This is a genomic window from Citrobacter sp. Cb004 (genome assembly GCF_030337065.1).
Taxonomy (GTDB): Bacteria; Pseudomonadota; Gammaproteobacteria; order Enterobacterales; family Enterobacteriaceae; genus Citrobacter; species Citrobacter braakii.
Genome location: NZ_JAOWCH010000046.1, coordinates 373,143 through 396,710, shown reverse-complemented (window position 1 = coordinate 396,710; position 23,568 = coordinate 373,143). Strand labels below are relative to the sequence as shown.

Below are 23,568 nucleotides of genomic sequence, written 5' to 3'. Positions count from 1 at the left end.
TCAGGCGTCAGGCTCCAGCATACCACGCGTTGGGCGTTTGAGACTGAATTGCCAGCCCAGCGCCAGGAAAGTGATGAAGCCGATAATACCGAGCATCATCCAGGGCAGCTCCGGTTGTGCCAGGGCTTTACCCATGTCAAACAGCCAGCCGCCGCCGATATAACCAATGGCGCCGCCGATGGCGAGTCCCAGTCGACTGAAACCCATATAGCTTCCCCGTGCCCGTGCATTCGCCAGCGAGGCGCTCAGGGTTTCACGCGCCGGTTCGGCGATGATTGAGCCAATATAGAACGTGCAAATCAGGGTGAACAACTGCTGCAAATTTCCGACCAGGCCGATGGGCATCATGCTTAAAGACATCACCAGCAGACCGGCCATCAGGCGATGCTCAAGGCGAAAGCGTTTTTCACTCCAGCGGGCAATCGGGTAGAGCAACGTTAAAGAGAGGCACGCTTCGATGGCATACATCCATTTCACAGCGGCCGGTGAGCCAGCGATGTCGTTTACCATTATTGGCAGCATCAGCATCACTTGCACCGCCAGCATGTAATAGCCCGCCAGCGTCAGCACATAAGTGACAAAGCGCTTGTCATGCATCACATGGCTCATTCCTTCGCGCACCGGAATTTTCACCGTTGACAGTTTCCATGCCGGAAGTAGCCAGGCGTTAAACGCCGCGCACAGAACGAACAAAATTGCGCCGGTGGCACACACCAGACGGAAATCGTATTGCAATAACCAACTGCCGAGCAACGCGCCAACCACGGCCCCGGCGCTATCCTGCATCATCAGAATAGAGAAAAAACGCCCGCGCTTTTCCGGACGGATCAGTTTGACCACCAGCGCCGAGCGGGGAGGGTCGAACAACGTGCCGCCCAGCCCGGAAAGAAAGCAGGAAAACCATAGCAGCCACGGTTCATGGGCAATGCCCATGGTGGCGAATCCGGCAGCGCGCATCAGCATGCCGGTGACGATCATCGGTTTTGCCCCGAAACGGTCAGCAATAGCACCGCCGAAGATACCTAAACCTTGCTGGATAAATTGACGTAATCCAAGCGCGATACCGACCATCACGGCGGCCCAGCCCATTTGATCGACGAAACGAATTGAGATCAGCGGGAAAACGACGAAGAAACCCAGCACGACCAGCATGTTATCGATAAGAAGGAAGTATTTACCCAGGTTCCTTGCCTGCGAGACTTGCGACATTTCCCCTCCAGGGAAAAACTCGTCACTCTGGATAGAGTTTAAAAGATAAGCACCTCCTATTCTGCGGTGTCGTCATCGCTTTTCCCACCCTTCGCGGGACAATATTTTTTTATCAAAAGTCCGTCTTGATAGAGAGTTTTCATCAAAATGTGTGAATAATTCAAAAAATGGCATTTTGCTCTTTTCACAGGGCGTATTTGCGCAGGTATAGTAATGCGAATAGCGTATTGAAGACGTTACGGGAAGGAGTAGGTATAGAATGTTTGGCTATCGCAGTAACGTGCCAAAAGTGCGCTTAACCACGGACCGCCTGGTCGTGCGTTTAGTGCATGAGCGTGATGCCTGGCGTCTGGCAGATTATTACGCAGAAAATCGTCATTTCTTAAAACCCTGGGAGCCTATTCGCGATGAAAGTCACTGTTATCCGTCAGGCTGGCAGGCGCGTCTGAGCATGATCTCTGAGTTTCATAAACAGGGCACCGCTTATTACTTTGCGCTGCTCGATCCGGAAGAAAAAGAGATTATTGGCGTCGCGAACTTCTCGAACGTCGTGCGGGGATCTTTCCACGCCTGTTATCTCGGTTACTCCATTGCGCAGAAGTGGCAGGGGCAGGGGCTGATGTATGAAGCCTTAACCTCGGCCATCCGCTATATGCAGCGCACGCAGCATATTCACCGCATTATGGCTAACTACATGCCACATAATAAACGCAGCGGTGACCTGCTGGCGCGACTGGGTTTTGAAAAAGAAGGGTATGCCAAAGACTACCTGCTGATTGACGGGCAGTGGCGCGATCACGTGCTGACGGCGTTGACCACATCAGAATGGACCCCCGGCCGCTAAGTTTCAGATGCAGCCATGATTAATGGAGAAGACGATGAAATACGAATTAACCGCCACTGAAGCACGGGTGATTGGCTGTTTATTAGAAAAACAAGTGACTACGCCTGAACAGTATCCGCTCTCCGTTAACGGAGTCGTAACCGCCTGCAATCAAAAAACGAATCGTGAACCCGTGATGAACCTGTCGGAATCTGACGTGCAGGATCAGCTTGATAACCTGGTGAAACGGCATTTCCTGCGTACGGTGAGTGGCTTTGGTAATCGCGTCACGAAATATGAGCAGCGTTTCTGCAACTCTGAGTTTGGCAATCTTAAGCTCAGCGCGGGGGAAGTCGCGCTCATTACCACGCTGTTGCTGCGCGGCGCTCAAACACCAGGTGAGCTACGTAGCCGCGCCTCCCGGATGTACGAATTCAGCGATATGGCCGAAGTAGAGTCGACACTGGAGAAACTGGCAACCCGGGAAGATGGTCCTTATGTCGTTCGCCTGGCGCGTGAGCCGGGCAAACGTGAAAGCCGTTATATGCACCTGTTTTGCGGTGACGTTGATGAAGCGATGACAACGGCAGATGAACTTCCGGCAGCTTCGGGCGATCTACAGGCGCGCGTTGAAGCGCTGGAAACAGACGTCGCGGAGCTTAAGCAGCGGCTTGATTCCTTGCTGGCGCACCTGGGAGACTAATGTGAATAAATTACGTATCGGCGTTGTCGGGCTCGGCGGGATTGCGCAAAAGGCCTGGCTGCCCGTGCTGGGTGCTAGTGCAGACTGGACACTGGAAGGGGCATTTTCACCTTCGCGGGAAAAAGCGCAGCGTATCTGTCATACCTGGCGGATACCTTACGTTGATTCACTGGTTAATCTGGCGCAAACCTGCGATGCGGTTTTCGTCCATTCCAGTACCGCAACGCACTATGCGGTGGTCAGCGAACTGCTGAATGCCGGGGTTCACGTGTGCGTGGATAAACCGCTGGCGGAAAACCTGCGCGAGGCTGAACAATTGGTGGAGCTGGCCGAGAGGAAAAAGCTGACGCTGATGGTGGGGTTTAACCGTCGATTTGCGCCGCTGTATCAGGATCTCAAATCCCAGTTGGGCAATGCGGCGTCCGTACGCATGGATAAGCACCGGACGGACAGCGTCGGGCCGCACGATCTGCGCTTCACTCTACTGGACGACTATCTGCACGTTGTCGATACCGCATTGTGGCTGGCGGGAGAGAAAGCGCAGTTAAATAACGGTACGCTGTTAACCAATGAATCCGGCGCGATGCTCTATGCGGAGCACCATTTTTGTGCCGGGCAAATGCAGATAACGACCAGTATGCATCGCCGCGCCGGTAGCCAGCGCGAGAGCGTGCAGGCGGTGACGGATGGTGGCCTGATTGACGTCACGGATATGCGGGAATGGCGGGAAGAGCGCGGGCAAGGAGTGGTGCACAAGCCGGTAGCAGGCTGGCAAACTACCCTGGAACAGCGTGGTTTTGCCGGATGCGCACGTCATTTCATTGAGTGCGTGCAAAATCAGACGGTTCCCCAGACGGCAGGTGAGCAGGCGCTCCTGGCCCAGCGCGTTGTCGAAAAGCTGTGGCGGGAGGCAATGGCTGAATAACCCCCTGTAACATCTGGCGGTAGTAATTCATTGTAATCCAGGTACTATATGCCAACTCAAAAATAACACCTCTTTTCAACCATAGGCTGGTTTGTCGGCCTGATAAGACGCTACGGCGTCGCCATCAGGCACAGCAAAAGTGCCGGATGGCGGCGATCATGCCTTATCCGACCTACGGGCAGGTTTGTCGGGGTTTTGCCTCAGAGTCTGGAATACAACATAGATGAATTTATTAAAGTCGCTGGCAGCCGTCAGCTCGATGACGATGTTTTCACGTGTGCTGGGTTTTGCGCGTGATGCGATTGTCGCCAGAATCTTTGGCGCAGGGATGGCGACTGATGCCTTTTTTGTGGCGTTCAAACTTCCTAACCTGCTGCGCCGAATCTTTGCTGAGGGCGCTTTTTCGCAGGCGTTTGTGCCTATTCTTGCCGAATATAAAAGTAAGCAGGGTGAGGATGCGACCCGCGTCTTTGTCTCTTACGTTTCCGGGCTGTTGACTCTGGCGCTGGCCGTGGTGACGGTCGCCGGGATGCTGGCTGCCCCGTGGGTGATTTTAGTCACCGCGCCTGGGTTTGCCGACACCGCGGACAAATTTGCGCTGACCACTCAACTGCTACGGATCACCTTTCCGTATATTCTGCTGATCTCGCTGGCTTCGCTGGTGGGTGCGATCCTGAATACCTGGAATCGCTTTTCCATTCCGGCGTTTGCGCCGACCTTTCTGAATATCAGCATGATCGGTTTCGCGCTGTTTGCTGCTCCTTATTTTCACCCTCCGGTGCTGGCGCTGGCGTGGGCCGTTACCGTTGGCGGCGTGCTACAGTTGATTTATCAGCTTCCGCACCTGAAGAAAATTGGCATGCTGGTGCTGCCGCGCGTGAACTTCCGTGATGCGGGGGCGATGCGCGTCGTCAAGCAAATGGGCCCGGCGATCCTTGGGGTATCTGTCAGCCAGATTTCACTGATCATCAATACGATTTTCGCTTCGTTTCTGGCCTCTGGCTCAGTGTCATGGATGTATTATGCTGACCGTCTGATGGAGTTTCCGTCTGGCGTACTTGGCGTCGCGTTGGGGACTATCCTGCTGCCCTCGCTGTCCAAAAGTTTTTCCAGCGGTAATCATGATGAGTATTGCCGTCTGATGGACTGGGGCCTGCGTTTGTGTTTTCTGTTGGCATTACCGAGCGCCGTGGCGTTGGGGATTCTGGCCAAACCGCTGACGGTTTCTCTGTTCCAGTACGGTAAATTTACCGCCTTTGACGCAGCGATGACGCAGCGCGCGCTGGTGGCATACTCGGTAGGTTTGATTGGCTTGATCGTGGTGAAAGTGTTGGCCCCTGGTTTTTATTCGCGCCAGGATATTAAAACGCCAGTCAAGATTGCCATTGTCACGCTGATTATGACCCAGGTAATGAACCTGGCATTTATTGGGCCGCTGAAACATGCAGGGCTGTCGCTGTCGATTGGTCTGGCGGCGTGTCTGAACGCTTCACTGCTGTACTGGCAACTGCGTAAACAGAAAATTTTTACCCCACAACCGGGTTGGGCCTGGTTCCTGGCGCGACTGGTGATTTCTGTGCTGGTGATGTCGGCGGCGCTGGTTGGGATGCTCTACATCATGCCGGACTGGTCGCAGGGAACGATGTTATGGCGTCTGCTGCGTCTGATGGCCGTTGTGGTGGCAGGTATTGCTGCTTACTTCGCTGCGCTCGCGGTGCTGGGCTTTAAAGTGAAAGAGTTTGTGCGCCGGACGGCGTAACAGATTAATGCCGGATGGCGGCATGACGCCGTATCCGGCCTACAAAACGCGTAGGCCTGATAAGCAAAACGTTATCAGGCTAGCATCAGATAGAGAATTTTTTCCCGCCGCGGTGCGCAGCAGAGGTTTGACCGTTTGCGCCATACAGCGCCGGTTCCTGGTGCGGTTTCAGCACTTGAATCGCTTGTTGATTGCGCTCGATCTGCCCTTCCAGCAGCCAACCGTTGTGCTGGTTGAGTTCGCGTAGGTCCTGTGTTTTCCGGGTAATGGTCTGCCAACGCTCGGCAATTTCATCATTGGCGCTGCGTGTGGCGTCATGCTCCAGACGGCGCTGCTGCTCCAGATAATCAAGGGTTGCCAGCAAAGAGCTTTTTTCTTCTGTAATACGCTGTAGCTGGCTGCCGTTAATATATCCTGCGGAAAGCTGCTGCTGTTCAGCATCCATTACCGTTTTCAGGTCATTGAGGACGGTCGTCATCTGGTCAAGTATTTCTGACAAACGAGTCATACTTTATTTACTCTGTAAGTAGCTCTGCGCCTCGCGGATCAGCGAGTCGGCAATTTTTCCGGTGTCCATTTTCAGCTCGCCATTACGGATTGCGGTTTTGAGTGCTTCCACGCGTTCCATATTGATGTCATTGGTGCCGGGCTGCATCAGTTTGGCCTGGGCGTCGCTCAGCATGACGCTGGTGCTGGTGGTGGCGGTGGTTTTTTCCTTCCGCGTTTTTTGTACCGGCGCATCGCTGGTTTCACGTGGCTGAACGGTACTTACTGGCTTCAATGGTGAGGTACGATCAATGCTCATTTTGTTTATCCTCATCGAGGGGTTACGCTATAGCGGCCCGCTGTAATCATTGGTTGTTTATCTATCGGCACACGCTAAAAAATCTTTAACCTATTATAGGTTAATAAGAATATTCCCATCAGAATCGACGACACCGCTCACCACCTGGCCTGAAATCATCCGTACTCGGGCATTCTGGGCGACGGCGGCATTGTTCAGCGCTTTACCTTCGGCATTCACCCGAAAGCCATCTCCGTTGGCGATAACCAGGACGCGCTGACCGGCCTTGATTCGCCATGCCTGGCGCAACATGGAAAGCTGTATCGGCTGACCAGGCACCAGATCGCGCAGGCTTACGGCATCCTGCACCTGATTCATATCCAGCACGGCGCGCGGAGGGAGTTGGTCCAGTCGACCTCGTTTTAGCGTTACGCTGGCCGAAGTCAGGGCGCTACCCCGAGCGACGGGCGCGGCGGCAACAACGTAGTTTCCTGTGGCCTGCACGTTCACCTGCAGATAACGTTTCTCGTTGGCGCAGCGCGCCAGCACGTTCACATTACCCCACAATTTTGCACTCCCGGACACGCTTAATGCTGGTTGTTCGCAGCTCGGCAATAAGTTTGGCGACGTTCGGATAGTAACGACGACCTCATCGCTAAATCCGGCCAGACGCTGTGAAAACCATGCCGTCAGCTGTGAATTCAGGTCTTGCGCCAGCGTCATAGGACTGAACAGCAGTGCTGCCACGACGACTCCACGTTTAAACGTTTGCATCAAAACCTCGCGCTTTTTCAGGTAGTGACAGGATTCTACCTGTGTGACGCAGTCATCAACGCAACAAATAGCGACGCATTTTGCGTTTATTCCGGCGATAACGCGCGCGTAATGGGATTTAAGCTGTCGGCTGAATTTTGTCATTTGCGGAGGAGATATGCTCGATAAGCTCGACGCCGCCTTACGTTTTCAACAGGAAGCGCTGAATTTGCGCGCCCAACGCCAGGAAGTATTAGCGGCCAACATAGCCAATGCCGACACGCCGGGGTATCAGGCGCGCGACCTGGATTTCGCCAGTGAATTAAAAAAAGTCATGGTGCGAGGACGGGAAGAAACCGGCGGTGTCTCGTTGACGCTGACCTCTGCACAACACATTCCGGCCCAGACCGTTTCCGCTCCTTCTACGGAACTGCTCTACCGCATTCCTGATCAGCCGTCTCTCGATGGCAACACGGTAGATATGGACCGGGAGCGTACGCAATTTGCAGACAACAGCCTCAAGTATCAAATGGGGCTGACCGCGTTGGGTGGACAAATCAAAGGCATGATGAACGTGCTGCAAGGAGGGAACTAATTCGTGGCGCTGTTAAATATTTTTGATATCGCAGGCTCTGCGCTGACGGCTCAGTCTAAGCGCCTGAACGTGGCGGCCAGCAACATGGCGAATGCGGATAGCGTCACCGGACCTGACGGTCAGCCGTATCGCGCGAAGCAGGTTGTTTTTCAGGTAGATGCCGCGCCAGGTGCGGCAACCGGTGGCGTAAAAGTCGCTGACGTCATTGAAAGCCAGGCGCCGGATAAGCTGGTTTATGAACCCGGTAATCCGCTGGCCGATGCGAACGGTTACGTAAAAATGCCGAATGTGGACGTCGTCGGCGAAATGGTCAACACCATGTCAGCCTCGCGTGGCTACCAGGCAAACGTCGAAGTGCTCAATACGGTGAAAAGCTTGATGCTCAAAACGCTGACGCTAGGCCAGTAAAAGGAGGCGCACATGTCTATTGCTGTAAAAATGAATGACCCGAGCACGACGGGTGTGAATGACGCAACGGGGAAGAGTTCACTGACGGGCAGCAACGCCGCGGACCTGCAAAGCAGCTTCCTTACGCTGCTGGTTGCACAGCTGAAAAACCAGGATCCAACCAACCCGCTGCAAAACAACGAACTGACCACCCAGTTGGCGCAAATCAGTACCGTGAGCGGAATTGAGAAACTGAACACCACGCTGGGATCGATCTCCGGGCAGATCGACAACAGTCAGTCGCTGCAGGCCAGTACGCTGATTGGCCACGGTGTCATGATCCCAGGTACCACCATCCTGACCGGTAAAGGTACGGAAGAGGGCGCAAAAACCACCACCACGCCGTTTGGCGTTGAACTGCAGCAACCGGCAGATAAGGTTACCGCAACCATTACCGATAAAGACGGCAAGGTGGTACGCACCATTGATATTGGTGGGTTGAAAGCGGGCGTTCATACCTTTACCTGGGACGGCACCATGACCGATGGCACGGATGCGCCAAGCGGTTCTTACAACGTGTCAATTGCTGCCAGTAATGGCGGAACACAACTGGTGGCTCAGCCGCTTCAGTTTGCGCTGGTGCAGGGCGTTATTCGCAGTAACGGCGGTAATACGCTGGATCTGGGCACCTATGGAACCACCACCCTCGACGAAGTACGGCAGATCATTTAAGCCTTCACACTTATCAGGAGTAAGTCATGGCCTTTTCACAAGCGGTCAGCGGTCTGAACGCTGCAGCGACCAACCTCGATGTCATTGGTAACAACATCGCCAACTCCGCCACCTACGGTTTTAAATCCGGTACGGCCTCTTTTGCCGATATGTTCGCCGGTTCTAAAGTGGGTCTGGGCGTTAAAGTTGCGGGCATTACCCAGGACTTTACCGACGGTACCACGACCAACACCGGTCGCGGGCTGGATGTCGCTATCAGCCAGAACGGTTTTTTCCGCATGGTAGACAGCAACGGTTCCGTTTTCTACAGCCGTAACGGTCAGTTCAAGCTCGATGAAAACCGCAATATCGTCAACATGCAGGGGCTACAACTGACGGGCTATCCGGCTACCGGTACACCGCCAACGATACAGCAAGGTGCTAACCCGGCGCCGATCACTATACCGAATACGCTGATGGCGGCTAAAACCACCACGACTGCGTCAATGCAGATCAACCTGAACTCCACTGACAAGGTGCCAACGAAGACCCCGTTTAATCCCAGCGATGCGGATTCTTACAACAAAAAAGGCACCGTTACCGTTTTCGATAGCCAGGGTAACGCCCATGACATGAATATTTTTTATGTCAAAAATGCGCAGAGCAACACCTGGGAAGTTCATACACAGGATGCTTCAACCGGAGACGCTGCAAAATCAGCAGGGTTTATGCGCTTTAATGAAAATGGTGTGTTCTTAGGGATTAGCGCCACAGCCGCCGAGGCGGTACCGACGCCTCCTACCGTCTGGCCAAAGGAAATCAACATCACAACCGGGCAGATTAACGGTGCTGATGCGGCAAATTTCTCTCTGAGCTTCCTGAACTCCATGCAGCAGAACACTGGCGCCAACAACATCGTTGCCACGAATCAGAATGGCTACAAGCCGGGCGACCTGGTGAGCTACCAGATTAACAATGACGGTACTGTGGTCGGTAACTACTCCAACGAACAGCAACAGGTTCTGGGGCAGATCGTGCTGGCAAACTTTGCCAACAACGAAGGTCTGGCTTCTCAGGGTGACAACGTCTGGGCAGCCACGCAGTCTTCCGGCGTGGCGCTGCTGGGTACCGCAGGCGAGGGTAACTTCGGCAAGCTGACCAACGGCGCGCTGGAAGCATCAAACGTGGATTTGAGTAAAGAACTGGTGAATATGATTGTCGCCCAGCGTAACTATCAGTCGAACGCGCAGACCATCAAAACCCAGGACCAGATCCTCAACACGCTGGTCAACCTGCGCTAAGCGCCTGACGGGATGGCTTAATGGATCACGCAATTTATACCGCCATGGGCGCGGCCAGTCAGACGCTGAATCAACAAGCGGTGACGGCCAGCAACCTGGCAAACGCCTCAACGCCGGGTTTTCGTGCGCAACTCAATGCGCTGCGCGCGGTTCCCGTTGAAGGATTGTCTTTACCGACGCGTACGCTGGTGGTGGCCTCCACGCCGGGGGCCGATATGACACCGGGTCAGATGGACTATACCTCACGTCCGCTGGACGTGGCGCTGCAACAGGATGGCTGGTTGGCCGTGCAGACCGCGGACGGTAGCGAAGGATATACCCGAAATGGCGCCATTCAGGTAAGCCCTACGGGGGAGCTGACCATTCAGGGACACCCGGTGATTGGCGAAGCCGGACCAATAGCCGTACCGGAAGGTTCTGAAGTCACTATTGCGGCAGACGGCACGATCTCGGCGCTCAACCCTGGCGATCCGGCTAACACCGTTGCGCCAGTTGGGCGACTGAAACTGGTGAAGGCCACGGGGAGTGAAGTGCAACGTGGCGATGACGGTATGTTCCGTCTGACCCAGGCCGCGCAGGCTACCCGTGGCGCTACGTTACAGGCCGACCCCAGCATTCGCGTTATGTCGGGTGTGCTGGAAGGCAGTAACGTTAAGCCGGTAGCCGCGATGAGTGACATGATCGCCAACGCCCGTCGTTTCGAAATGCAAATGAAGATTATCAGTAGCGTGGATGATAACGCGGGTCGCGCCAACCAACTGCTGTCGATGAGTTAATACAGGACATTTTATGATCAGTTCATTATGGATCGCCAAAACCGGCCTGGATGCACAGCAAACCAACATGGATGTGATTGCCAACAACCTGGCAAACGTCAGCACCAACGGATTTAAGCGTCAACGTGCCGTGTTTGAAGATCTGTTGTACCAGACGATTCGCCAGCCTGGCGCACAGTCTTCTGAACAAACCACACTGCCGTCTGGTTTGCAGATTGGTACCGGTGTGCGCCCGGTCGCGACCGAGCGTTTACACAGCCAGGGGAACCTGTCGCAGACCAACAACAGTAAAGATGTGGCGATTAAAGGGCAGGGATTTTTCCAGGTCATGCTGCCTGATGGCACATCCGCCTACACCCGTGACGGTTCTTTCCAGGTGGATCAGAACGGTCAACTGGTGACTGCGGGTGGTTTTCAGGTTCAGCCGGCTATCACCATCCCGGCTAACTCGCTCAGTATCACCATTGGACGCGACGGTATCGTCAGCGTAACCCAGCAGGGCCAGGCAGCACCGGTTCAGGTAGGGCAGCTTAACCTGACTACTTTTATGAACGATACCGGTCTGGAAAGTATTGGTGAGAATCTGTACACCGAAACGCAGTCATCCGGTGCGCCGAATGAGAGCACTCCGGGGCTGAACGGCGCGGGTCTGCTGTACCAGGGTTATGTTGAAACCTCTAACGTCAACGTGGCGGAAGAGCTGGTAAACATGATCCAGGTTCAGCGCGCTTACGAAATCAACAGTAAAGCGGTATCGACCACCGACCAGATGCTGCAAAAACTGACGCAACTCTAAAGTGTGGCCCGGTGGGGTGAAAGCCTCACCGGCACACTGATTTTGAAGATGACCGCAATGCGAAAATACGCGCTTCACCCATACCCAATTTTAGCTCTGTTGGTGGTTTCACTGACAGGATGCGCCTGGATCCCGGCCACGCCCCTCGTGCAGGGCGCAACGTCTGCCCAGCCTGTTCCTGGCCCGACGCCGGTGGCGAATGGATCAATCTTCCAGTCGGCCCAACCGATTAACTACGGTTATCAGCCGCTATTCGAAGACCGCCGTCCGCGCAATATTGGCGATACGTTGACCATCGTATTGCAGGAAAACGTCAGCGCGAGCAAAAGTTCTTCGGCTAATGCCAGCCGCGACGGCAAAACCAACTTTGGCTTTGATACCGTACCGCGTTATTTGCAAGGACTGTTTGGCAACGAGCGTGCTGACGTAGAAGCTTCAGGCGGTAACACCTTTAACGGTAAAGGCGGCGCGAACGCCAGCAATACCTTCAGCGGTACCCTGACCGTAACGGTCGATCAGGTACTGGTGAATGGCAACTTACATGTTGTGGGTGAAAAACAGATCGCCATTAATCAGGGCACTGAATTCATTCGCTTCTCCGGGGTCGTTAACCCGCGCACCATCAGTGGCAGCAACTCCGTACCGTCAACTCAGGTTGCGGACGCACGTATTGAGTATGTCGGCAACGGCTACATCAATGAAGCGCAGAATATGGGCTGGTTGCAGCGTTTCTTCCTTAACTTGTCGCCGATGTAAGCGAGGTAGCCAGTGTTTAAATCTTTAGTTGGAATGGTACTGGTGCTGATAACCACCTTTGCGCATGCCGACCGTATTCGTGACCTGACCAGCGTTCAGGGCGTGCGGGAAAACTCGTTGATCGGTTATGGGCTGGTGGTCGGTTTGGATGGCACGGGTGACCAGACCACCCAGACGCCGTTTACTACGCAAACGCTCAACAACATGCTTTCGCAGTTGGGAATTACCGTGCCAACCGGCACCAATATGCAACTGAAAAACGTGGCGGCGGTGATGGTGACCGCGCAATTCCCGGCCTTTGGTCGTCAGGGGCAAACCATTGACGTGGTGGTCTCTTCCATGGGGAACGCCAAAAGCCTGCGCGGCGGTACGCTGCTGATGACCCCGCTGAAAGGGGTCGATAGCCAGGTATATGCGCTGGCGCAGGGGAATATTCTGGTAGGCGGTGCAGGCGCGGCTGCGGGTGGCAGCAGCGTGCAGGTAAACCAGCTCAATGGCGGACGTATTACCAACGGCGCGACCATCGAACGTGAATTACCCAGCCAGTTCGGTGGCGGTAACACCATTAATCTGCAGCTCAATAATGAAGATTTCACTATGGCGCAGCAGATAACCGACACCATTAACCGTTCGCGCGGCTTTGGTAGCGCCACTGCGCTGGACGCCCGGACGATTCAGGTACGCGTGCCAAGCGGCAACAGTTCGCAAGTGCGTTTCCTGGCTGACATCCAGAATATGGAGGTGAACGTCACGCCGCAGGATGCGAAAGTGATTATCAACTCGCGCACCGGATCCGTTGTCATGAACCGTGAAGTCACGCTGGATAGCTGTGCCGTCGCGCAAGGCAACTTGTCGATAACGGTAAACCGCCAGGCGAACGTCAGCCAGCCGGATACACCGTTTGGCGGTGGACAGACCGTGGTGACGCCTCAAACCCAGATCGACCTGCGCCAGAGCGGCGGTTCGCTGCAAAGCGTGCGTTCCAGCGCCAACCTGAACAATGTTGTGCGTGCGCTTAATGCCCTAGGGGCAACGCCGATGGATCTGATGTCCATTCTGCAATCGATGCAGAGCGCGGGATGCTTACGCGCCAAATTGGAAATCATCTAATGATTGGTGACAGCAAACTGCTGACCAGTGCCGCCTGGGATGCGCAATCACTGAACGAACTGAAAGCGAAAGCGGGTCAGGACCCGGCGGCGAATATCCGCCCGGTTGCCCGTCAGGTTGAAGGGATGTTCGTACAAATGATGCTGAAAAGCATGCGTGAAGCGCTGCCGAAAGATGGCGTTTTTAGCAGTGATTCAACACGTTTGTATACCAGCATGTATGACCAACAAATTGCGCAGCAGATGACCGCAGGTAAAGGTCTGGGACTGGCTGAAATGATGGTTAAGCAGATGACTGAAGGGCAGGCGCAACCCGCAGACGATGCGCCGCAGGTGCCAATGAAGTTCTCTCTGGAAACGGTGACCAGCTATCAAAACCAGGCGCTGACGCAACTGGTCCGTAAAGCCATTCCCCGCGCGACGGAAAGCAATGATGAGCCGCTGTCAGGTGACAGCAAAGACTTCCTCGCCCAGCTATCGCTGCCGGCTAAGCTGGCAAGTCAGCAAAGCGGGGTTCCGCATCATCTGATTCTGGCGCAGGCGGCGCTGGAGTCCGGATGGGGGCAGCGACAAATCCGCCGTGAGAACGGTGAACCGAGCTTTAACATTTTTGGCGTGAAGGCTTCGGGAAGCTGGAAAGGCCCAACCACCGAAATCACCACCACCGAATATGAAAACGGCGAGGCGAAAAAGGTGAAAGCCCGATTCCGCGTCTATAGCTCTTACCTTGAGGCACTGTCGGATTATGTCGGTCTGATATCGCGTAACCCGCGCTATGCGGCGGTAACCGCCGCTGCTACCGCCGAGCAGGGGGCACAGGCTTTGCAGAATGCCGGTTACGCGACTGACCCTAACTATGCGCGTAAATTAACCAGCATGATCCAGCAGTTGAAATCGATGAGCGAAAAAGTGAGCAAAACCTACAGTACGAATATCGATAATCTCTTTTAAATAGCTCAAGTCTACCAACCTGCTGCCGATAATAACGAGTATTGAAGGATTACAAGGAACCTCCATGTCCAGCTTGATTAATAACGCGATGAGTGGACTCGCCGCAGCGCAGGCCGCGTTGAATTCTGCCAGTAATAACATCTCCAGCTATAACGTTGCCGGATACACCCGTCAAACGACAATTATGGCGCAAGCGAACAGCACGCTGGGTGCGGGGGGCTGGGTTGGCAATGGCGTCTATGTTTCTGGCGTACAGCGCGAGTATGACTCCTTTATCACGAATCAGTTACGTGCCGCGCAGAACCAAAGCAGCGGCCTGACAACGCGCTATGAACAAATGTCGAAAATCGACAATCTGCTCTCCAGCAAAACCAGTTCCATTTCGACCTCAATGCAGGACTTTTTTACCAGCCTGCAAACGCTTGTCAGTAACGCGGAAGACCCGGCGGCGCGCCAGGCGCTGATCGGTAAAGCTGATGGTTTAGTCAACCAGTTCAGAACAACCGACCAGTATCTGCGCGATCAAGACAAGCAGGTTAATACTGCGATCAAGGCCAGCGTTGACCAGATCAACAACTATTCAAAACAGATTGCCAGCCTCAACGATCAGATTTCCCGTCTGACCGGCGTCGGCGCGGGCGCATCGCCTAACGATTTACTCGACCAGCGCGACCAACTGGTCAGTGAACTGAACCAGATTGTCGGTGTAGAAGTCAGCGTTCAGGACGGTGGGACTTACAACATAACCATGGCGAACGGCTATTCACTGGTGCAGGGCAGCAATGCACGCCAGCTGGCGGCTGTGCCCTCCAGTGACGATCCCAATCGAACCACAGTGGCCTACGTCGACGGGGTTGCCGGCGAGGTTGAAATTCCCGAAAAACTGTTGAATACCGGTTCATTGGGCGGGCTGTTGACCTTCCGTTCTCAAGAGCTTGACCAGACGCGTAACACGCTGGGCCAACTGGCGTTGGCGTTCGCCGATGCGTTTAACACCCAGCATAAAGAGGGTTTTGACGCGAACGGCGATCAGGGTAAGGATTTCTTTGCTATCGGTAGCCCGGCAGTATTCAACAACGCTAAAAATACAGGAACAGGATCGTTAAGCGCGAAGATTACCGACAGCTCTGCTGTACAGGCGACCGATTATAAAATCGTTTATGACGGGACGGACTGGCAGGTTACTCGCCTGGCGGATAATACCAGCTTCAAAGCTACCGTTACCGGTGGGAAGATGTCCTTTGACGGGATGGAAATCACCGTTAATGCTGGCGCAAAAGCAAATGACAGCTTTACAGTGAAACCTGTCAGTAACGCCGTTGTTGATATGAAAGTCATGGTGACCGATGAGTCGAAAATCGCCATGGCCCAGGTCTCAAAAAATGATCCGGACCCGGATATTGATAAGGGAAAAAGCGATAACCGTAACGGTCAGAAACTGCTGGATCTGCAGACCAAAGCTACCGTGGGTAATAAGACCTTCAACGATGCATATGCCACGCTGGTAAGCGATGTCGGGAACAAAACCGCGACGCTGAAAACCAGCGCCATTACCCAAAACAACGTGGTAACGCAGCTTTATAAGCAGCAGCAGTCTATTTCCGGCGTCAACCTCGACGAAGAATACGGTAACTTACAACGCTATCAACAGTATTACCTGGCTAACGCGCAAGTGCTGCAAACCGCAAATGCGCTGTTTGATGCACTGATTAATATTCGCTAAGGGAGAGGGACACAATGCGTATCAGCACCCAGATGATGTACCAGCAGAATATGCGTGGCATCACTAACTCTCAGGCTGAATGGATGAAGTTCGGCGAGCAGATGTCAACGGGCAAACGTGTGATCAACCCATCTGACGATCCGATCGCCGCCTCGCAGGCCGTGGTGCTTTCTCAAGCTCAGGCGCAGAACAGCCAATATACGCTGGCGCGTTCATTTGCGACGCAAAAAGTGTCGCTGGAAGAGAACGTACTGAGTCAGGTAACGACGGCAATTCAGACCGCGCAGGAAAAAATTGTCTATGCCGCCAACGGCACGTTAAGCGATGACGACCGTGCATCGCTGGCCACCGACCTGCAGGGGATCCGCGATCAACTGATGAACCTGGCGAACAGCACCGACGGTAATGGACGCTATATTTTTGGCGGATATAAAACAGAATCTGCACCGTTTGCTCAGGCAGATGGCGCTTACAGTGGCGGTACAACAAATGTGACCCAGCAGGTCGATGCCTCCCGTACCATGGTGATTGGTCATACTGGCGATAAAGTATTTGTTAATCTGACCAGTAATGCCGTACCGGAACCAGGCGGCGGTACTCAGGAAAAGAACCTGTTCAAAATGCTGGATACCGCTATTGATGCGCTCAAAACCCCGATTGAGGGCAATGACGCGGCAAAAGCTACCGCCTCTGCAGCCATTGATAAAACCAGTCGTGGCCTGAAAAATTCATTGAATAACGTGCTTTCTGTTCGTGCAGAATTAGGGACTCAGCTCAGCGAGTTAAGTTCACTGGATTCACTGGGCGCCGATCGCGCATTGGGCCAGACTCAGCAGATGAGCAATCTGGTGGATGTTGACTGGAACGCAGCAATTTCGTCCTACGTGATGCAGCAGGCCGCACTGCAGGCATCGTACAAAACGTTTACCGATATGCAGGGAATGTCGCTATTTCAGCTGAACCGGTAACACACTTTTGAACATATCATGAAACTGGATATGTTTGTCTGCCCGCTCCTTTAACACCCCGGAGCGGGCATTTTTTTAGGCCACTGTTATTTTCTCAGCGACAGATTACCCGTTAATCTTATTACCCGCGCAATCGCACCGCTAAAGATTGCCAGCGTAACCACGCCTTCTCAGTTTGTCAGTGTGTAGAGCAGAGATAAAAAAAAGCCGACCCGAAGGTCGGCTTTGATGTTGATTATGACTTACTCAACGGGCTGCGGGCGCGTTGCTGGCGCAGTCGCCTGGTGCGTGGCGCTGTGTCCACCTGCGGCACCTTTACCTTCAAAGGTGAATTCCGGGCGTTGCCAGTCGCTATGACGCGGCGCTTCAGGCACATACTCTGGTGCCGGAGCACGGGTCATCGGGGCGGCCGCGTGGCTGTGAAGATGTTCTGCGTCAACGTGGGTTGCGACAACTTCAGCCTTAACGACTGCGTCTTCGACGACCGGTGCGGCAACAACCTCTTGCGGCGCGGCAACTTCTTCAACCACTGGCGCTGTTTCCACAACCTCGGCAATCTCTTCAGCCACTTCAGGCTGAGAAATAACAACCTCCGCAGATTCTTCGACAACCGGCGCAGCCACGATTTCAGCGACAGGTTCGGCTTTCGCCGCGGTATCCTCAGCAACAGGCGCGTCAGATTCAGCGATAATTTGCGGTTGTTCCTCGACCGGAGTAGCGATGACTTCCGGATGCGTGGTTTCAACGACGATAGCCTGAGGTTCAGCAATGACCACCTCTGGCTGTACGGTTTCAACCGACGCAGGGGCGTTCACAATATGCTCAACGGCAACTGCAGCAACCTGAGGCTCTACGGCGACAGGTGCTGTTTGCCCCTGAACCGTTTTCTGCTCGCGCTGCTCTGCAACCTGCTGATCCTGAGGACGAGCAACAGGGTAGCGGATCCAGACTTTACCGGACGCTAATTCTGGAGATGCGCAGGCAACCGTTAACGGCATCGGCGACTGAACCGGGTAACGCTCATCACGATAGCGACGACGGCGTTGTCCACTGACGCGCAGATGGCGAGGTGAGCGACGGGAACGACGCGGCATACCATTAGAGTCACGCGCTTCGCTGTTGTCTTCCTGCTCAGTCACAACGACGGCAGGCAGATCAACTTTCGCCAGTTCAGTACGCTGTGCCGGTACGGGCTGTTCAGTTGGCTGAGCGACTGCCGTTTCAGTGACCACCTCGGCAGTCGCGACTTCGGCTTCAACAGCCGGGCTGTCTGTGTAACGAACTTTCTGAGTCAGCTGACGCTGTTTACGGCGAGTCTGAGGCTGACGAACGCGCTCTTCCTGCTCGGTATCCTGCGCAGGTTGTTCTGCCAGGTTCAGCTCTTTAACTTCCTGCTGCGCCTGACGCTTATCATCGTTGCGACGGCGGTTGCGCTCGCGACGCGGAGCCTGCTGGTCATCACCGGATTTCGCTTTGTCGGCGACCTCAGTAGACTGCTGGCGGTTATCGCGCGCTTCCGCATTTTGCTGCTGCGACTGACGGCGGTTACGGCGGTTATCTTCACGGTTTTCGCCGCTTTCTGAACGCTCGTTACGGTTATCACGCTCGCCACGGTTGTCGCGATTATCACGACGATCGTTACGGTCGCGACGATTGTTCTGACGCGGTTTACGACGATCCTGCTGGCGGTCGGTTTTCTCTTCAGCTTTCGGCGCAGGTTGTTCAACCGGTTTCACTTCTTCGCTACCGCTGAAGATGGACTTCAGTGCGCCGAAGAAACGGCTAATCAAACCTGGCTGCGCGGCGACGGCCGCGGTCGCTGCTGCGGCTTTAGGCGCGGCGGCCTTCGCAGTAGGTTCCTGCAAAGCAGGGGCTGGCGGCACCTCTGGCATTGCAAAGGTGGCTAATGCCGGCTGCTCTGGCTGTTTACGCTCGACGAACTCTTCTTCCGTCGGCAATGCCATCGCTTCTTCATGCAGTTTCGGCAGCAGGTAGCTCAGGGTTGGTGTTTCTTCCCCTTTGCGTACGCGCAGCACGGAGTAATGCGGGGTTTCCATCTGATCGTTTGGCACAATCACACAGCGCACGCCATTCTGACGCGTCTCGATGGCATTTACCGCGGTACGTTTTTCGTTGAGCAGGTAGGATGCGATCGGCACAGGAACAATAGCGTGAACTTCCTGCGTATTTTCTTTCAGCGCTTCTTCTTCGATCAGACGCAGAATAGACAGCGACAGTGATTCGTTATCACGTACGGTACCCGTGCCGGAGCAGCGTGGGCATACGTGATGGCTGGATTCACCCAGCGACGGGCTCAGACGCTGGCGGGACATCTCCAGCAGGCCGAAGCGAGAAATATGGCTGATTTGAATACGCGCTCTGTCCTGACGCACGGCTTCACGCAGACGGTTTTCAACCGCACGCTGGTGACGAACCGGCGTCATATCAATGAAGTCGATTACAATCAGGCCGCCGAGGTCGCGCAGACGCAGCTGACGAGCAATTTCATCGGCTGCTTCAAGGTTGGTGTTGAACGCAGTTTCTTCGATGTCGCCGCCGCGGGTCGCGCGTGCGGAGTTGATATCGATAGCGGTCAGCGCTTCTGTGCTGTCGATAACGATTGAGCCGCCGGACGGCAGACGCACTTCGCGCTGGAACGCGGACTCAATCTGAGATTCGATTTGATAGTGGCTGAACAGCGGGATTTCACCGGTGTACAGTTTGATTTTGCTGCTGAAATCCGGACGACCCAGCGCGGCGATGTGCTGACGCGCCATCTCCATAACTTTCGGGTTGTCGATGAGGATTTCGCCGATGTCCTGACGTAAATAGTCACGGAATGCGCGAACGATAACGTTGCTTTCCTGATGGATCAGGAACGGAGCAGGGCGGCTGTCAGCGGCTTTTTGAATCGCTTCCCAGTGCTTCAGGCGGAAACTCAGGTCCCACTGCAGCGCTTCGGCAGATTTGCCGACACCTGCGGTACGCACGATAAGCCCCATGCCGTCAGGCAGTTCCAGGCTTGCCAGCGCTTCTTTTAATTCGGTACGGTCGTCGCCTTCAATGCGACGGGAGATGCCGCCCGCGCGCGGGTTGTTCGGCATCAGAACCAGATAACTACCTGCCAGGCTGATAAAGGTGGTCAGCGCAGCGCCTTTATTGCCGCGTTCTTCTTTATCGATCTGAACAATGACTTCCTGACCTTCGCGCAACACGTCTTTAATGTTGGGACGACCATGGGAGTTGTAGCTAGCGGGGAAGTATTCGCGGGCAATTTCTTTTAACGGGAGGAAACCGTGACGTTCAGCGCCGTAATCAACAAAAGCAGCTTCCAGACTCGGTTCAATACGGGTAATTTTGCCTTTATAGATGTTGGCTTTTTTCTGTTCGTGTCCAGGACTTTCGATATCCAGATCGTACAGACGCTGCCCATCTACAAGGGCGACACGCAACTCTTCCTGCTGAGTCGCGTTAATTAACATTCTTTTCATCGTAACTTACTCATTATTCTTACATTGACGACTAAGCTGCGGGCAGAGTAATGCCTTTCCGGGTGTGAACCGATGGCCTCGTGTCTATTCGCGTCGCCAACCTCACGGTTATCGTCAGCTCAAAGAGGCGCAGAGTGTCGGTTGCCTGTATTTCATACGGAAACACAGCGCAATTATCAGGGGAACAGTCTGGGTGTTACTCTCCAGAGAAGCTTCCATTGTGCTTATCGTCTTTCACGCTGTGGGTGCGTTGGCTTCATCTTCTTACCCCAACCACTTACAGGAGTAAGCACCTGGGGTTCCCAGACTTGCCGCCTTCCTACAACGCGAAATCTATAGAGCACTTACCGGTAAGGACTGCAACCCGCAGCCCGCTAACTGCCTGAAAGATCAATACGTCTTACGCCATTGCTGCGTTGATGATCGGTCGGGCAAAATTGGGTCATTCCGGAAAAGTTCTTGTTTTAACAAGATTCAACACGGAAACAACCTCATTATTCCACTGCTAACCTTGTTATAGCAAGATGACTTTTGCCATTTATCACCCGGTTACTCACAGTTTTTTCACTTCCGCGTAGTGATTGCTTTAATAACCACCAAATCGGCTATGTCAAACTTAAGTAATAAGGTATAGCAGTTAATATAAGCATAGAAAAATGTGTGGCGCGAATCTTGATGGCTATTTAAAATCGGCCCCCATGAAAACAGAGACTCCAGCCGTAAAAACAGTTGCCATTACTGCCGACGAAGCAGGGCAACGCATCGACAACTTTTTGCGCACCCAGCTCAAGGGCGTGCCGAAAAGTATGATTTATCGCATTTTGCGTAAAGGCGAAGTGCGGGTGAACAAAAAACGCATTAAACCCGAGTACAAACTCGAAGACGGGGACATTGTGCGTATTCCACCTGTACGTGTCGCTGAACGTGAAGAAGAGGCCATTTCACCGAATTTGCAGAAGGTCGCGGCGCTGACCGATGTCATTTTATATGAAGATGACCACATTCTGGTGCTTAACAAGCCTTCAGGTACGGCCGTGCATGGTGGAAGCGGCTTAAGCTTTGGCGTCATTGAAGGCTTACGTGCGCTGCGCCCGGAAGCGCGTTTCCTTGAGCTGGTGCATCGCCTTGACCGGGATACCTCCGGCGTGCTGCTGGTGGCCAAAAAACGATCTGCCTTGCGTTCGTTGCATGAACAACTGCGTGAAAAAGGCATGCAGAAAGACTACCTCGCGTTGGTACGCGGCCAGTGGCAGTCCCATGTCAAAACCGTGCAGGCCCCGCTGTTAAAGAACATTCTGCAAAGCGGCGAGCGTATCGTGCGGGTGAATCAGGAAGGCAAACCATCGGAAACACGCTTTAAAGTGGAAGAGCGTTACGCGTTCGCTACGCTTGTGCGCTGCAGTCCCGTGACTGGACGAACGCACCAGATTCGCGTGCATACACAATATGCCGGACATCCGATTGCCTTTGACGACCGCTATGGCGATCGTGAGTTCGATAAGCAACTGGCGGATACCGGGCTGAGCAGGCTCTTTTTGCACGCCGCTGCGTTGAAATTTACTCATCCTGGGACGGGTGAAGTAATGCGTATTGAAGCGCCAATGGATAAGCAGTTGAAGCGCTGCCTAGAGGTGTTACGCAGTAAAGGCTGATGCGCATTGATATTATCGCGCATTACCTGTAGGCCTGATGGCGCTGCGCCTATCAGGCCTACAGGATTGGCCTGTACAGCCGTCAACCCGTCAGGCTTTTAACGGGTTCATATCTTCTCGTCGCAGCATTTGACACAGTGCGATCAGCGGCAAACCGATTAAGGTATTTGGGTCGCGGCCTTCCAGACGCTCAAAAAGTGCAATGCCCAATCCTTCGCTTTTAAAACTACCGGCACAATGCAGCGGGCGCTCTTTGCGCACGTAATCTTCAATTTCCGTTTCGCTTAAGTGACGAAAATGCACGTCGAACGGTTCAACTTCAGTTTGTAAATGTCCGGTCGCAGAATTATACAGCGCCAGTCCGGTATAAAACGTCACAATATTGCCACGGGCTTTGAGTAACTGCTGGCGTGCATTTTCTTCTGTTAACGGTTTGCCGGTTATTTCACCATCGAGAACACAAATTTGATCGGAACCAATAATAAGGTGCGATGGATAACGGTGGGCGAGAGATTGCGCTTTTTTCTGCGCCAGTCGCAAGACTAAGTGCCGGGGGGCTTCGCCTGGTAACGGCGTTTCATCAACCTCTGGTGCTGCGCATTCGAACGGGATTGCCAGTTTTTCTAGTAAAGCGCGACGCCAGGGAGAGGTAGAAGCAAGAATAAGTTGAGGCATATTTTTTCCCTCGCATATAGCGTATTGATGAGAGCCATTTTAAACTATGGACTTCGTCCTACAAGCTGGCTGTAATGGCTTGTGTTGAGCGATTTTAAGTCGATGACCCGCAATGTGTGCGAATTATTGGCAAAAGGCAACCACAGGCTGCCTTTTTCTTTGACTATATGACGTTACAAAGTTAATATGCGCGCCCTATGCAAAAGGTAAAATTACCCCTGACTCTTGATCCGGTTCGTACGGCTCAGAAACGCCTCGATTATGAAGGTATCTATACTTCTGATCTGGTTGAGCGTGTCGCCGATTCTGTAGTCAGTGTGGACAGTGATGTGGAATGCTCCATGTCGTTCGCTATCGATAACCAGCGCCTTGCCGTTATAACCGGTGATGCAAAGGTGTCGGTTACGCTCGAATGTCAGCGTTGCGGGAAACCGTTCCCACTTCATGTTCACACAACATATTGTTTTAGTCCTGTCCGTTCTGACGAGCAGGCTGAAGCACTCCCGGAAGCGTATGAGCCGATTGAGGTTAACGAATTCGGTGAAATCGATCTGCTTGCAATGGTTGAAGATGAGATTATCCTCTCCTTGCCGGTAGTTCCGGTGCATGATTCTGAACACTGTGAAGTGTCCGAGGCGGACATGGTCTTTGGCGAATTGCCTGATGAAGCGCAAAAACCAAACCCATTTGCCGTATTAGCCAGCTTAAAGCGTAAGTAATT

23 protein-coding genes are annotated in these 23,568 nt (G+C 53.8%); 17 read left to right on the top strand and 6 right to left on the bottom strand.

From position 1 onward, the window contains the following. A complete protein-coding gene (gene mdtH / locus OGV65_RS07080) occupies window positions 1-1,209 on the bottom strand; it encodes a multidrug efflux MFS transporter MdtH (protein WP_016156184.1) in 1,209 nt (402 codons plus the stop codon). 259 nt (window positions 1,210-1,468) lie between these two features. Between mdtH and rimJ the strand changes: the two genes are divergently transcribed. The 4 genes from rimJ to murJ all read left to right on the top strand — a co-directional run bounded on the left by rimJ (window position 1,469) and on the right by murJ (window position 5,419). Then, on the top strand, window positions 1,469-2,053 hold the full coding sequence (rimJ, locus tag OGV65_RS07075) for a ribosomal protein S5-alanine N-acetyltransferase (RefSeq protein ID WP_006685101.1): 585 nt from the start codon (window positions 1,469-1,471) through the stop codon (window positions 2,051-2,053). A 34-nt stretch (window positions 2,054-2,087) separates the two neighbouring features. Continuing rightward, window positions 2,088-2,735, top strand: coding sequence for a YceH family protein (locus OGV65_RS07070; protein WP_047501063.1), 648 nt, complete (start codon window positions 2,088-2,090; stop codon window positions 2,733-2,735). Between the two features lies 1 nt (window position 2,736). After that, window positions 2,737-3,660, top strand: a complete 924-nt coding sequence (locus OGV65_RS07065) for a Gfo/Idh/MocA family protein (RefSeq protein WP_200107625.1) — start codon at window positions 2,737-2,739, stop codon at window positions 3,658-3,660. A gap of 223 nt (window positions 3,661-3,883) precedes the next feature. After that, window positions 3,884-5,419 carry a murein biosynthesis integral membrane protein MurJ gene (murJ, locus tag OGV65_RS07060; protein WP_016152622.1) on the top strand — a complete coding sequence of 512 codons (1,536 nt, stop codon included), beginning with the start codon at window positions 3,884-3,886 and terminating at the stop codon, window positions 5,417-5,419. Between the two features lie 85 nt (window positions 5,420-5,504). On the opposite strand, the gene flgN is transcribed toward murJ, so the two are convergent. The 3 genes from flgN to flgA all read right to left on the bottom strand — a co-directional run bounded on the left by flgN (window position 5,505) and on the right by flgA (window position 6,977). Next, window positions 5,505-5,927, bottom strand: a complete 423-nt coding sequence (flgN, locus tag OGV65_RS07055) for a flagella biosynthesis chaperone FlgN (protein WP_016152623.1) — start codon at window positions 5,925-5,927, stop codon at window positions 5,505-5,507. A gap of 3 nt (window positions 5,928-5,930) precedes the next feature. Further along, complete coding sequence (gene flgM / locus OGV65_RS07050) at window positions 5,931-6,224, bottom strand: flagellar biosynthesis anti-sigma factor FlgM (protein WP_016152624.1); 294 nt, start codon at window positions 6,222-6,224, stop codon at window positions 5,931-5,933. A 93-nt stretch (window positions 6,225-6,317) separates the two neighbouring features. After that, a complete protein-coding gene (gene flgA, locus OGV65_RS07045) occupies window positions 6,318-6,977 on the bottom strand; it encodes a flagellar basal body P-ring formation chaperone FlgA (RefSeq protein WP_016156187.1) in 660 nt (219 codons plus the stop codon). A 157-nt stretch (window positions 6,978-7,134) separates the two neighbouring features. Between flgA and flgB the strand changes: the two genes are divergently transcribed. The 11 genes from flgB (at window position 7,135) to flgL (ending at window position 17,029) form a co-directional block, all read left to right on the top strand. Beyond that, window positions 7,135-7,551 carry a flagellar basal body rod protein FlgB gene (gene flgB / locus OGV65_RS07040; protein ID WP_016152626.1) on the top strand — a complete coding sequence of 139 codons (417 nt, stop codon included), beginning with the start codon at window positions 7,135-7,137 and terminating at the stop codon, window positions 7,549-7,551. A 3-nt stretch (window positions 7,552-7,554) separates the two neighbouring features. Continuing rightward, complete coding sequence (gene flgC / locus OGV65_RS07035; RefSeq protein WP_286454779.1) at window positions 7,555-7,959, top strand: flagellar basal body rod protein FlgC; 405 nt, start codon at window positions 7,555-7,557, stop codon at window positions 7,957-7,959. 12 nt (window positions 7,960-7,971) lie between these two features. Beyond that, window positions 7,972-8,670 carry a flagellar hook assembly protein FlgD gene (gene flgD / locus OGV65_RS07030; protein ID WP_016152627.1) on the top strand — a complete coding sequence of 233 codons (699 nt, stop codon included), beginning with the start codon at window positions 7,972-7,974 and terminating at the stop codon, window positions 8,668-8,670. Between the two features lie 26 nt (window positions 8,671-8,696). After that, complete coding sequence (flgE, locus tag OGV65_RS07025; RefSeq protein ID WP_049269901.1) at window positions 8,697-9,950, top strand: flagellar hook protein FlgE; 1,254 nt, start codon at window positions 8,697-8,699, stop codon at window positions 9,948-9,950. Between the two features lie 20 nt (window positions 9,951-9,970). Then, entirely contained in the window at window positions 9,971-10,726 is a 756-nt protein-coding gene (locus OGV65_RS07020; RefSeq protein ID WP_016156188.1) for a flagellar basal body rod protein FlgF, read from the top strand. Window positions 10,727-10,739: 13 nt separating this feature from the next. After that, entirely contained in the window at window positions 10,740-11,522 is a 783-nt protein-coding gene (gene flgG / locus OGV65_RS07015) for a flagellar basal-body rod protein FlgG (protein WP_003036202.1), read from the top strand. A gap of 57 nt (window positions 11,523-11,579) precedes the next feature. Then, entirely contained in the window at window positions 11,580-12,278 is a 699-nt protein-coding gene (flgH, locus tag OGV65_RS07010) for a flagellar basal body L-ring protein FlgH (protein WP_016152630.1), read from the top strand. Window positions 12,279-12,311: 33 nt separating this feature from the next. Further along, window positions 12,312-13,388, top strand: a complete 1,077-nt coding sequence (locus OGV65_RS07005) for a flagellar basal body P-ring protein FlgI (RefSeq protein ID WP_019076467.1) — start codon at window positions 12,312-12,314, stop codon at window positions 13,386-13,388. Further along, window positions 13,388-14,338 carry a flagellar assembly peptidoglycan hydrolase FlgJ gene (gene flgJ, locus OGV65_RS07000; RefSeq protein WP_016152632.1) on the top strand — a complete coding sequence of 317 codons (951 nt, stop codon included), beginning with the start codon at window positions 13,388-13,390 and terminating at the stop codon, window positions 14,336-14,338. The genes OGV65_RS07005 and flgJ overlap by 1 nt, the downstream gene beginning before the upstream one ends. Window positions 14,339-14,402: 64 nt before the next feature. Continuing rightward, window positions 14,403-16,061, top strand: coding sequence for a flagellar hook-associated protein FlgK (gene flgK, locus OGV65_RS06995; protein ID WP_046274758.1), 1,659 nt, complete (start codon window positions 14,403-14,405; stop codon window positions 16,059-16,061). 14 nt (window positions 16,062-16,075) lie between these two features. Continuing rightward, window positions 16,076-17,029, top strand: coding sequence for a flagellar hook-associated protein FlgL (gene flgL, locus OGV65_RS06990; RefSeq protein WP_016152634.1), 954 nt, complete (start codon window positions 16,076-16,078; stop codon window positions 17,027-17,029). 242 nt (window positions 17,030-17,271) lie between these two features. On the opposite strand, the gene rne is transcribed toward flgL, so the two are convergent. Beyond that, the gene (gene rne, locus OGV65_RS06985) at window positions 17,272-20,520 is read right to left on the bottom strand and encodes a ribonuclease E (protein ID WP_286454778.1); all 3,249 of its coding nucleotides are present in this window, start codon (window positions 20,518-20,520) and stop codon (window positions 17,272-17,274) included. Window positions 20,521-21,218: 698 nt separating this feature from the next. On the opposite strand from rne, the gene rluC reads away from it, so the two are divergent. After that, window positions 21,219-22,172 (top strand): 23S rRNA pseudouridine(955/2504/2580) synthase RluC, encoded by a 954-nt coding sequence (rluC, locus tag OGV65_RS06980; RefSeq protein WP_049259723.1) that lies wholly within the window; start codon window positions 21,219-21,221, stop codon window positions 22,170-22,172. A gap of 90 nt (window positions 22,173-22,262) precedes the next feature. Here rluC and OGV65_RS06975 read toward each other — a convergent pair whose 3' ends face one another. Beyond that, the gene (locus OGV65_RS06975) at window positions 22,263-22,847 is read right to left on the bottom strand and encodes a Maf family protein (protein WP_016152637.1); all 585 of its coding nucleotides are present in this window, start codon (window positions 22,845-22,847) and stop codon (window positions 22,263-22,265) included. A 197-nt stretch (window positions 22,848-23,044) separates the two neighbouring features. Between OGV65_RS06975 and yceD the strand changes: the two genes are divergently transcribed. Then, complete coding sequence (gene yceD, locus OGV65_RS06970; protein ID WP_003036239.1) at window positions 23,045-23,566, top strand: 23S rRNA accumulation protein YceD; 522 nt, start codon at window positions 23,045-23,047, stop codon at window positions 23,564-23,566. Window positions 23,567-23,568 lie beyond the last annotated feature (2 nt).

Bases quoted from the DNA above. Each gene is read 5' to 3' on its own strand.
- mdtH (WP_016156184.1), bottom strand. From the start codon at position 1,209: ATGTCGCAAGTCTCGCAGGCAAGGAACCTGGGTAAATACTTCCTTCTT.
- rimJ (WP_006685101.1), top strand. From the start codon at position 1,469: ATGTTTGGCTATCGCAGTAACGTGCCAAAAGTGCGCTTAACCACGGAC.
- OGV65_RS07070 (WP_047501063.1), top strand. From the start codon at position 2,088: ATGAAATACGAATTAACCGCCACTGAAGCACGGGTGATTGGCTGTTTA.
- murJ (WP_016152622.1), top strand. From the start codon at position 3,884: ATGAATTTATTAAAGTCGCTGGCAGCCGTCAGCTCGATGACGATGTTT.
- flgN (WP_016152623.1), bottom strand. From the start codon at position 5,927: ATGACTCGTTTGTCAGAAATACTTGACCAGATGACGACCGTCCTCAAT.
- flgM (WP_016152624.1), bottom strand. From the start codon at position 6,224: ATGAGCATTGATCGTACCTCACCATTGAAGCCAGTAAGTACCGTTCAG.
- flgA (WP_016156187.1), bottom strand. From the start codon at position 6,977: ATGCAAACGTTTAAACGTGGAGTCGTCGTGGCAGCACTGCTGTTCAGT.
- flgB (WP_016152626.1), top strand. From the start codon at position 7,135: ATGCTCGATAAGCTCGACGCCGCCTTACGTTTTCAACAGGAAGCGCTG.
- flgD (WP_016152627.1), top strand. From the start codon at position 7,972: ATGTCTATTGCTGTAAAAATGAATGACCCGAGCACGACGGGTGTGAAT.
- flgE (WP_049269901.1), top strand. From the start codon at position 8,697: ATGGCCTTTTCACAAGCGGTCAGCGGTCTGAACGCTGCAGCGACCAAC.
- OGV65_RS07020 (WP_016156188.1), top strand. From the start codon at position 9,971: ATGGATCACGCAATTTATACCGCCATGGGCGCGGCCAGTCAGACGCTG.
- flgG (WP_003036202.1), top strand. From the start codon at position 10,740: ATGATCAGTTCATTATGGATCGCCAAAACCGGCCTGGATGCACAGCAA.
- flgH (WP_016152630.1), top strand. From the start codon at position 11,580: ATGCGAAAATACGCGCTTCACCCATACCCAATTTTAGCTCTGTTGGTG.
- OGV65_RS07005 (WP_019076467.1), top strand. From the start codon at position 12,312: ATGGTACTGGTGCTGATAACCACCTTTGCGCATGCCGACCGTATTCGT.
- flgJ (WP_016152632.1), top strand. From the start codon at position 13,388: ATGATTGGTGACAGCAAACTGCTGACCAGTGCCGCCTGGGATGCGCAA.
- flgK (WP_046274758.1), top strand. From the start codon at position 14,403: ATGTCCAGCTTGATTAATAACGCGATGAGTGGACTCGCCGCAGCGCAG.
- flgL (WP_016152634.1), top strand. From the start codon at position 16,076: ATGCGTATCAGCACCCAGATGATGTACCAGCAGAATATGCGTGGCATC.
- rne (WP_286454778.1), bottom strand. From the start codon at position 20,520: ATGAAAAGAATGTTAATTAACGCGACTCAGCAGGAAGAGTTGCGTGTC.
- rluC (WP_049259723.1), top strand. From the start codon at position 21,219: ATGAAAACAGAGACTCCAGCCGTAAAAACAGTTGCCATTACTGCCGAC.
- OGV65_RS06975 (WP_016152637.1), bottom strand. From the start codon at position 22,847: ATGCCTCAACTTATTCTTGCTTCTACCTCTCCCTGGCGTCGCGCTTTA.
- yceD (WP_003036239.1), top strand. From the start codon at position 23,045: ATGCAAAAGGTAAAATTACCCCTGACTCTTGATCCGGTTCGTACGGCT.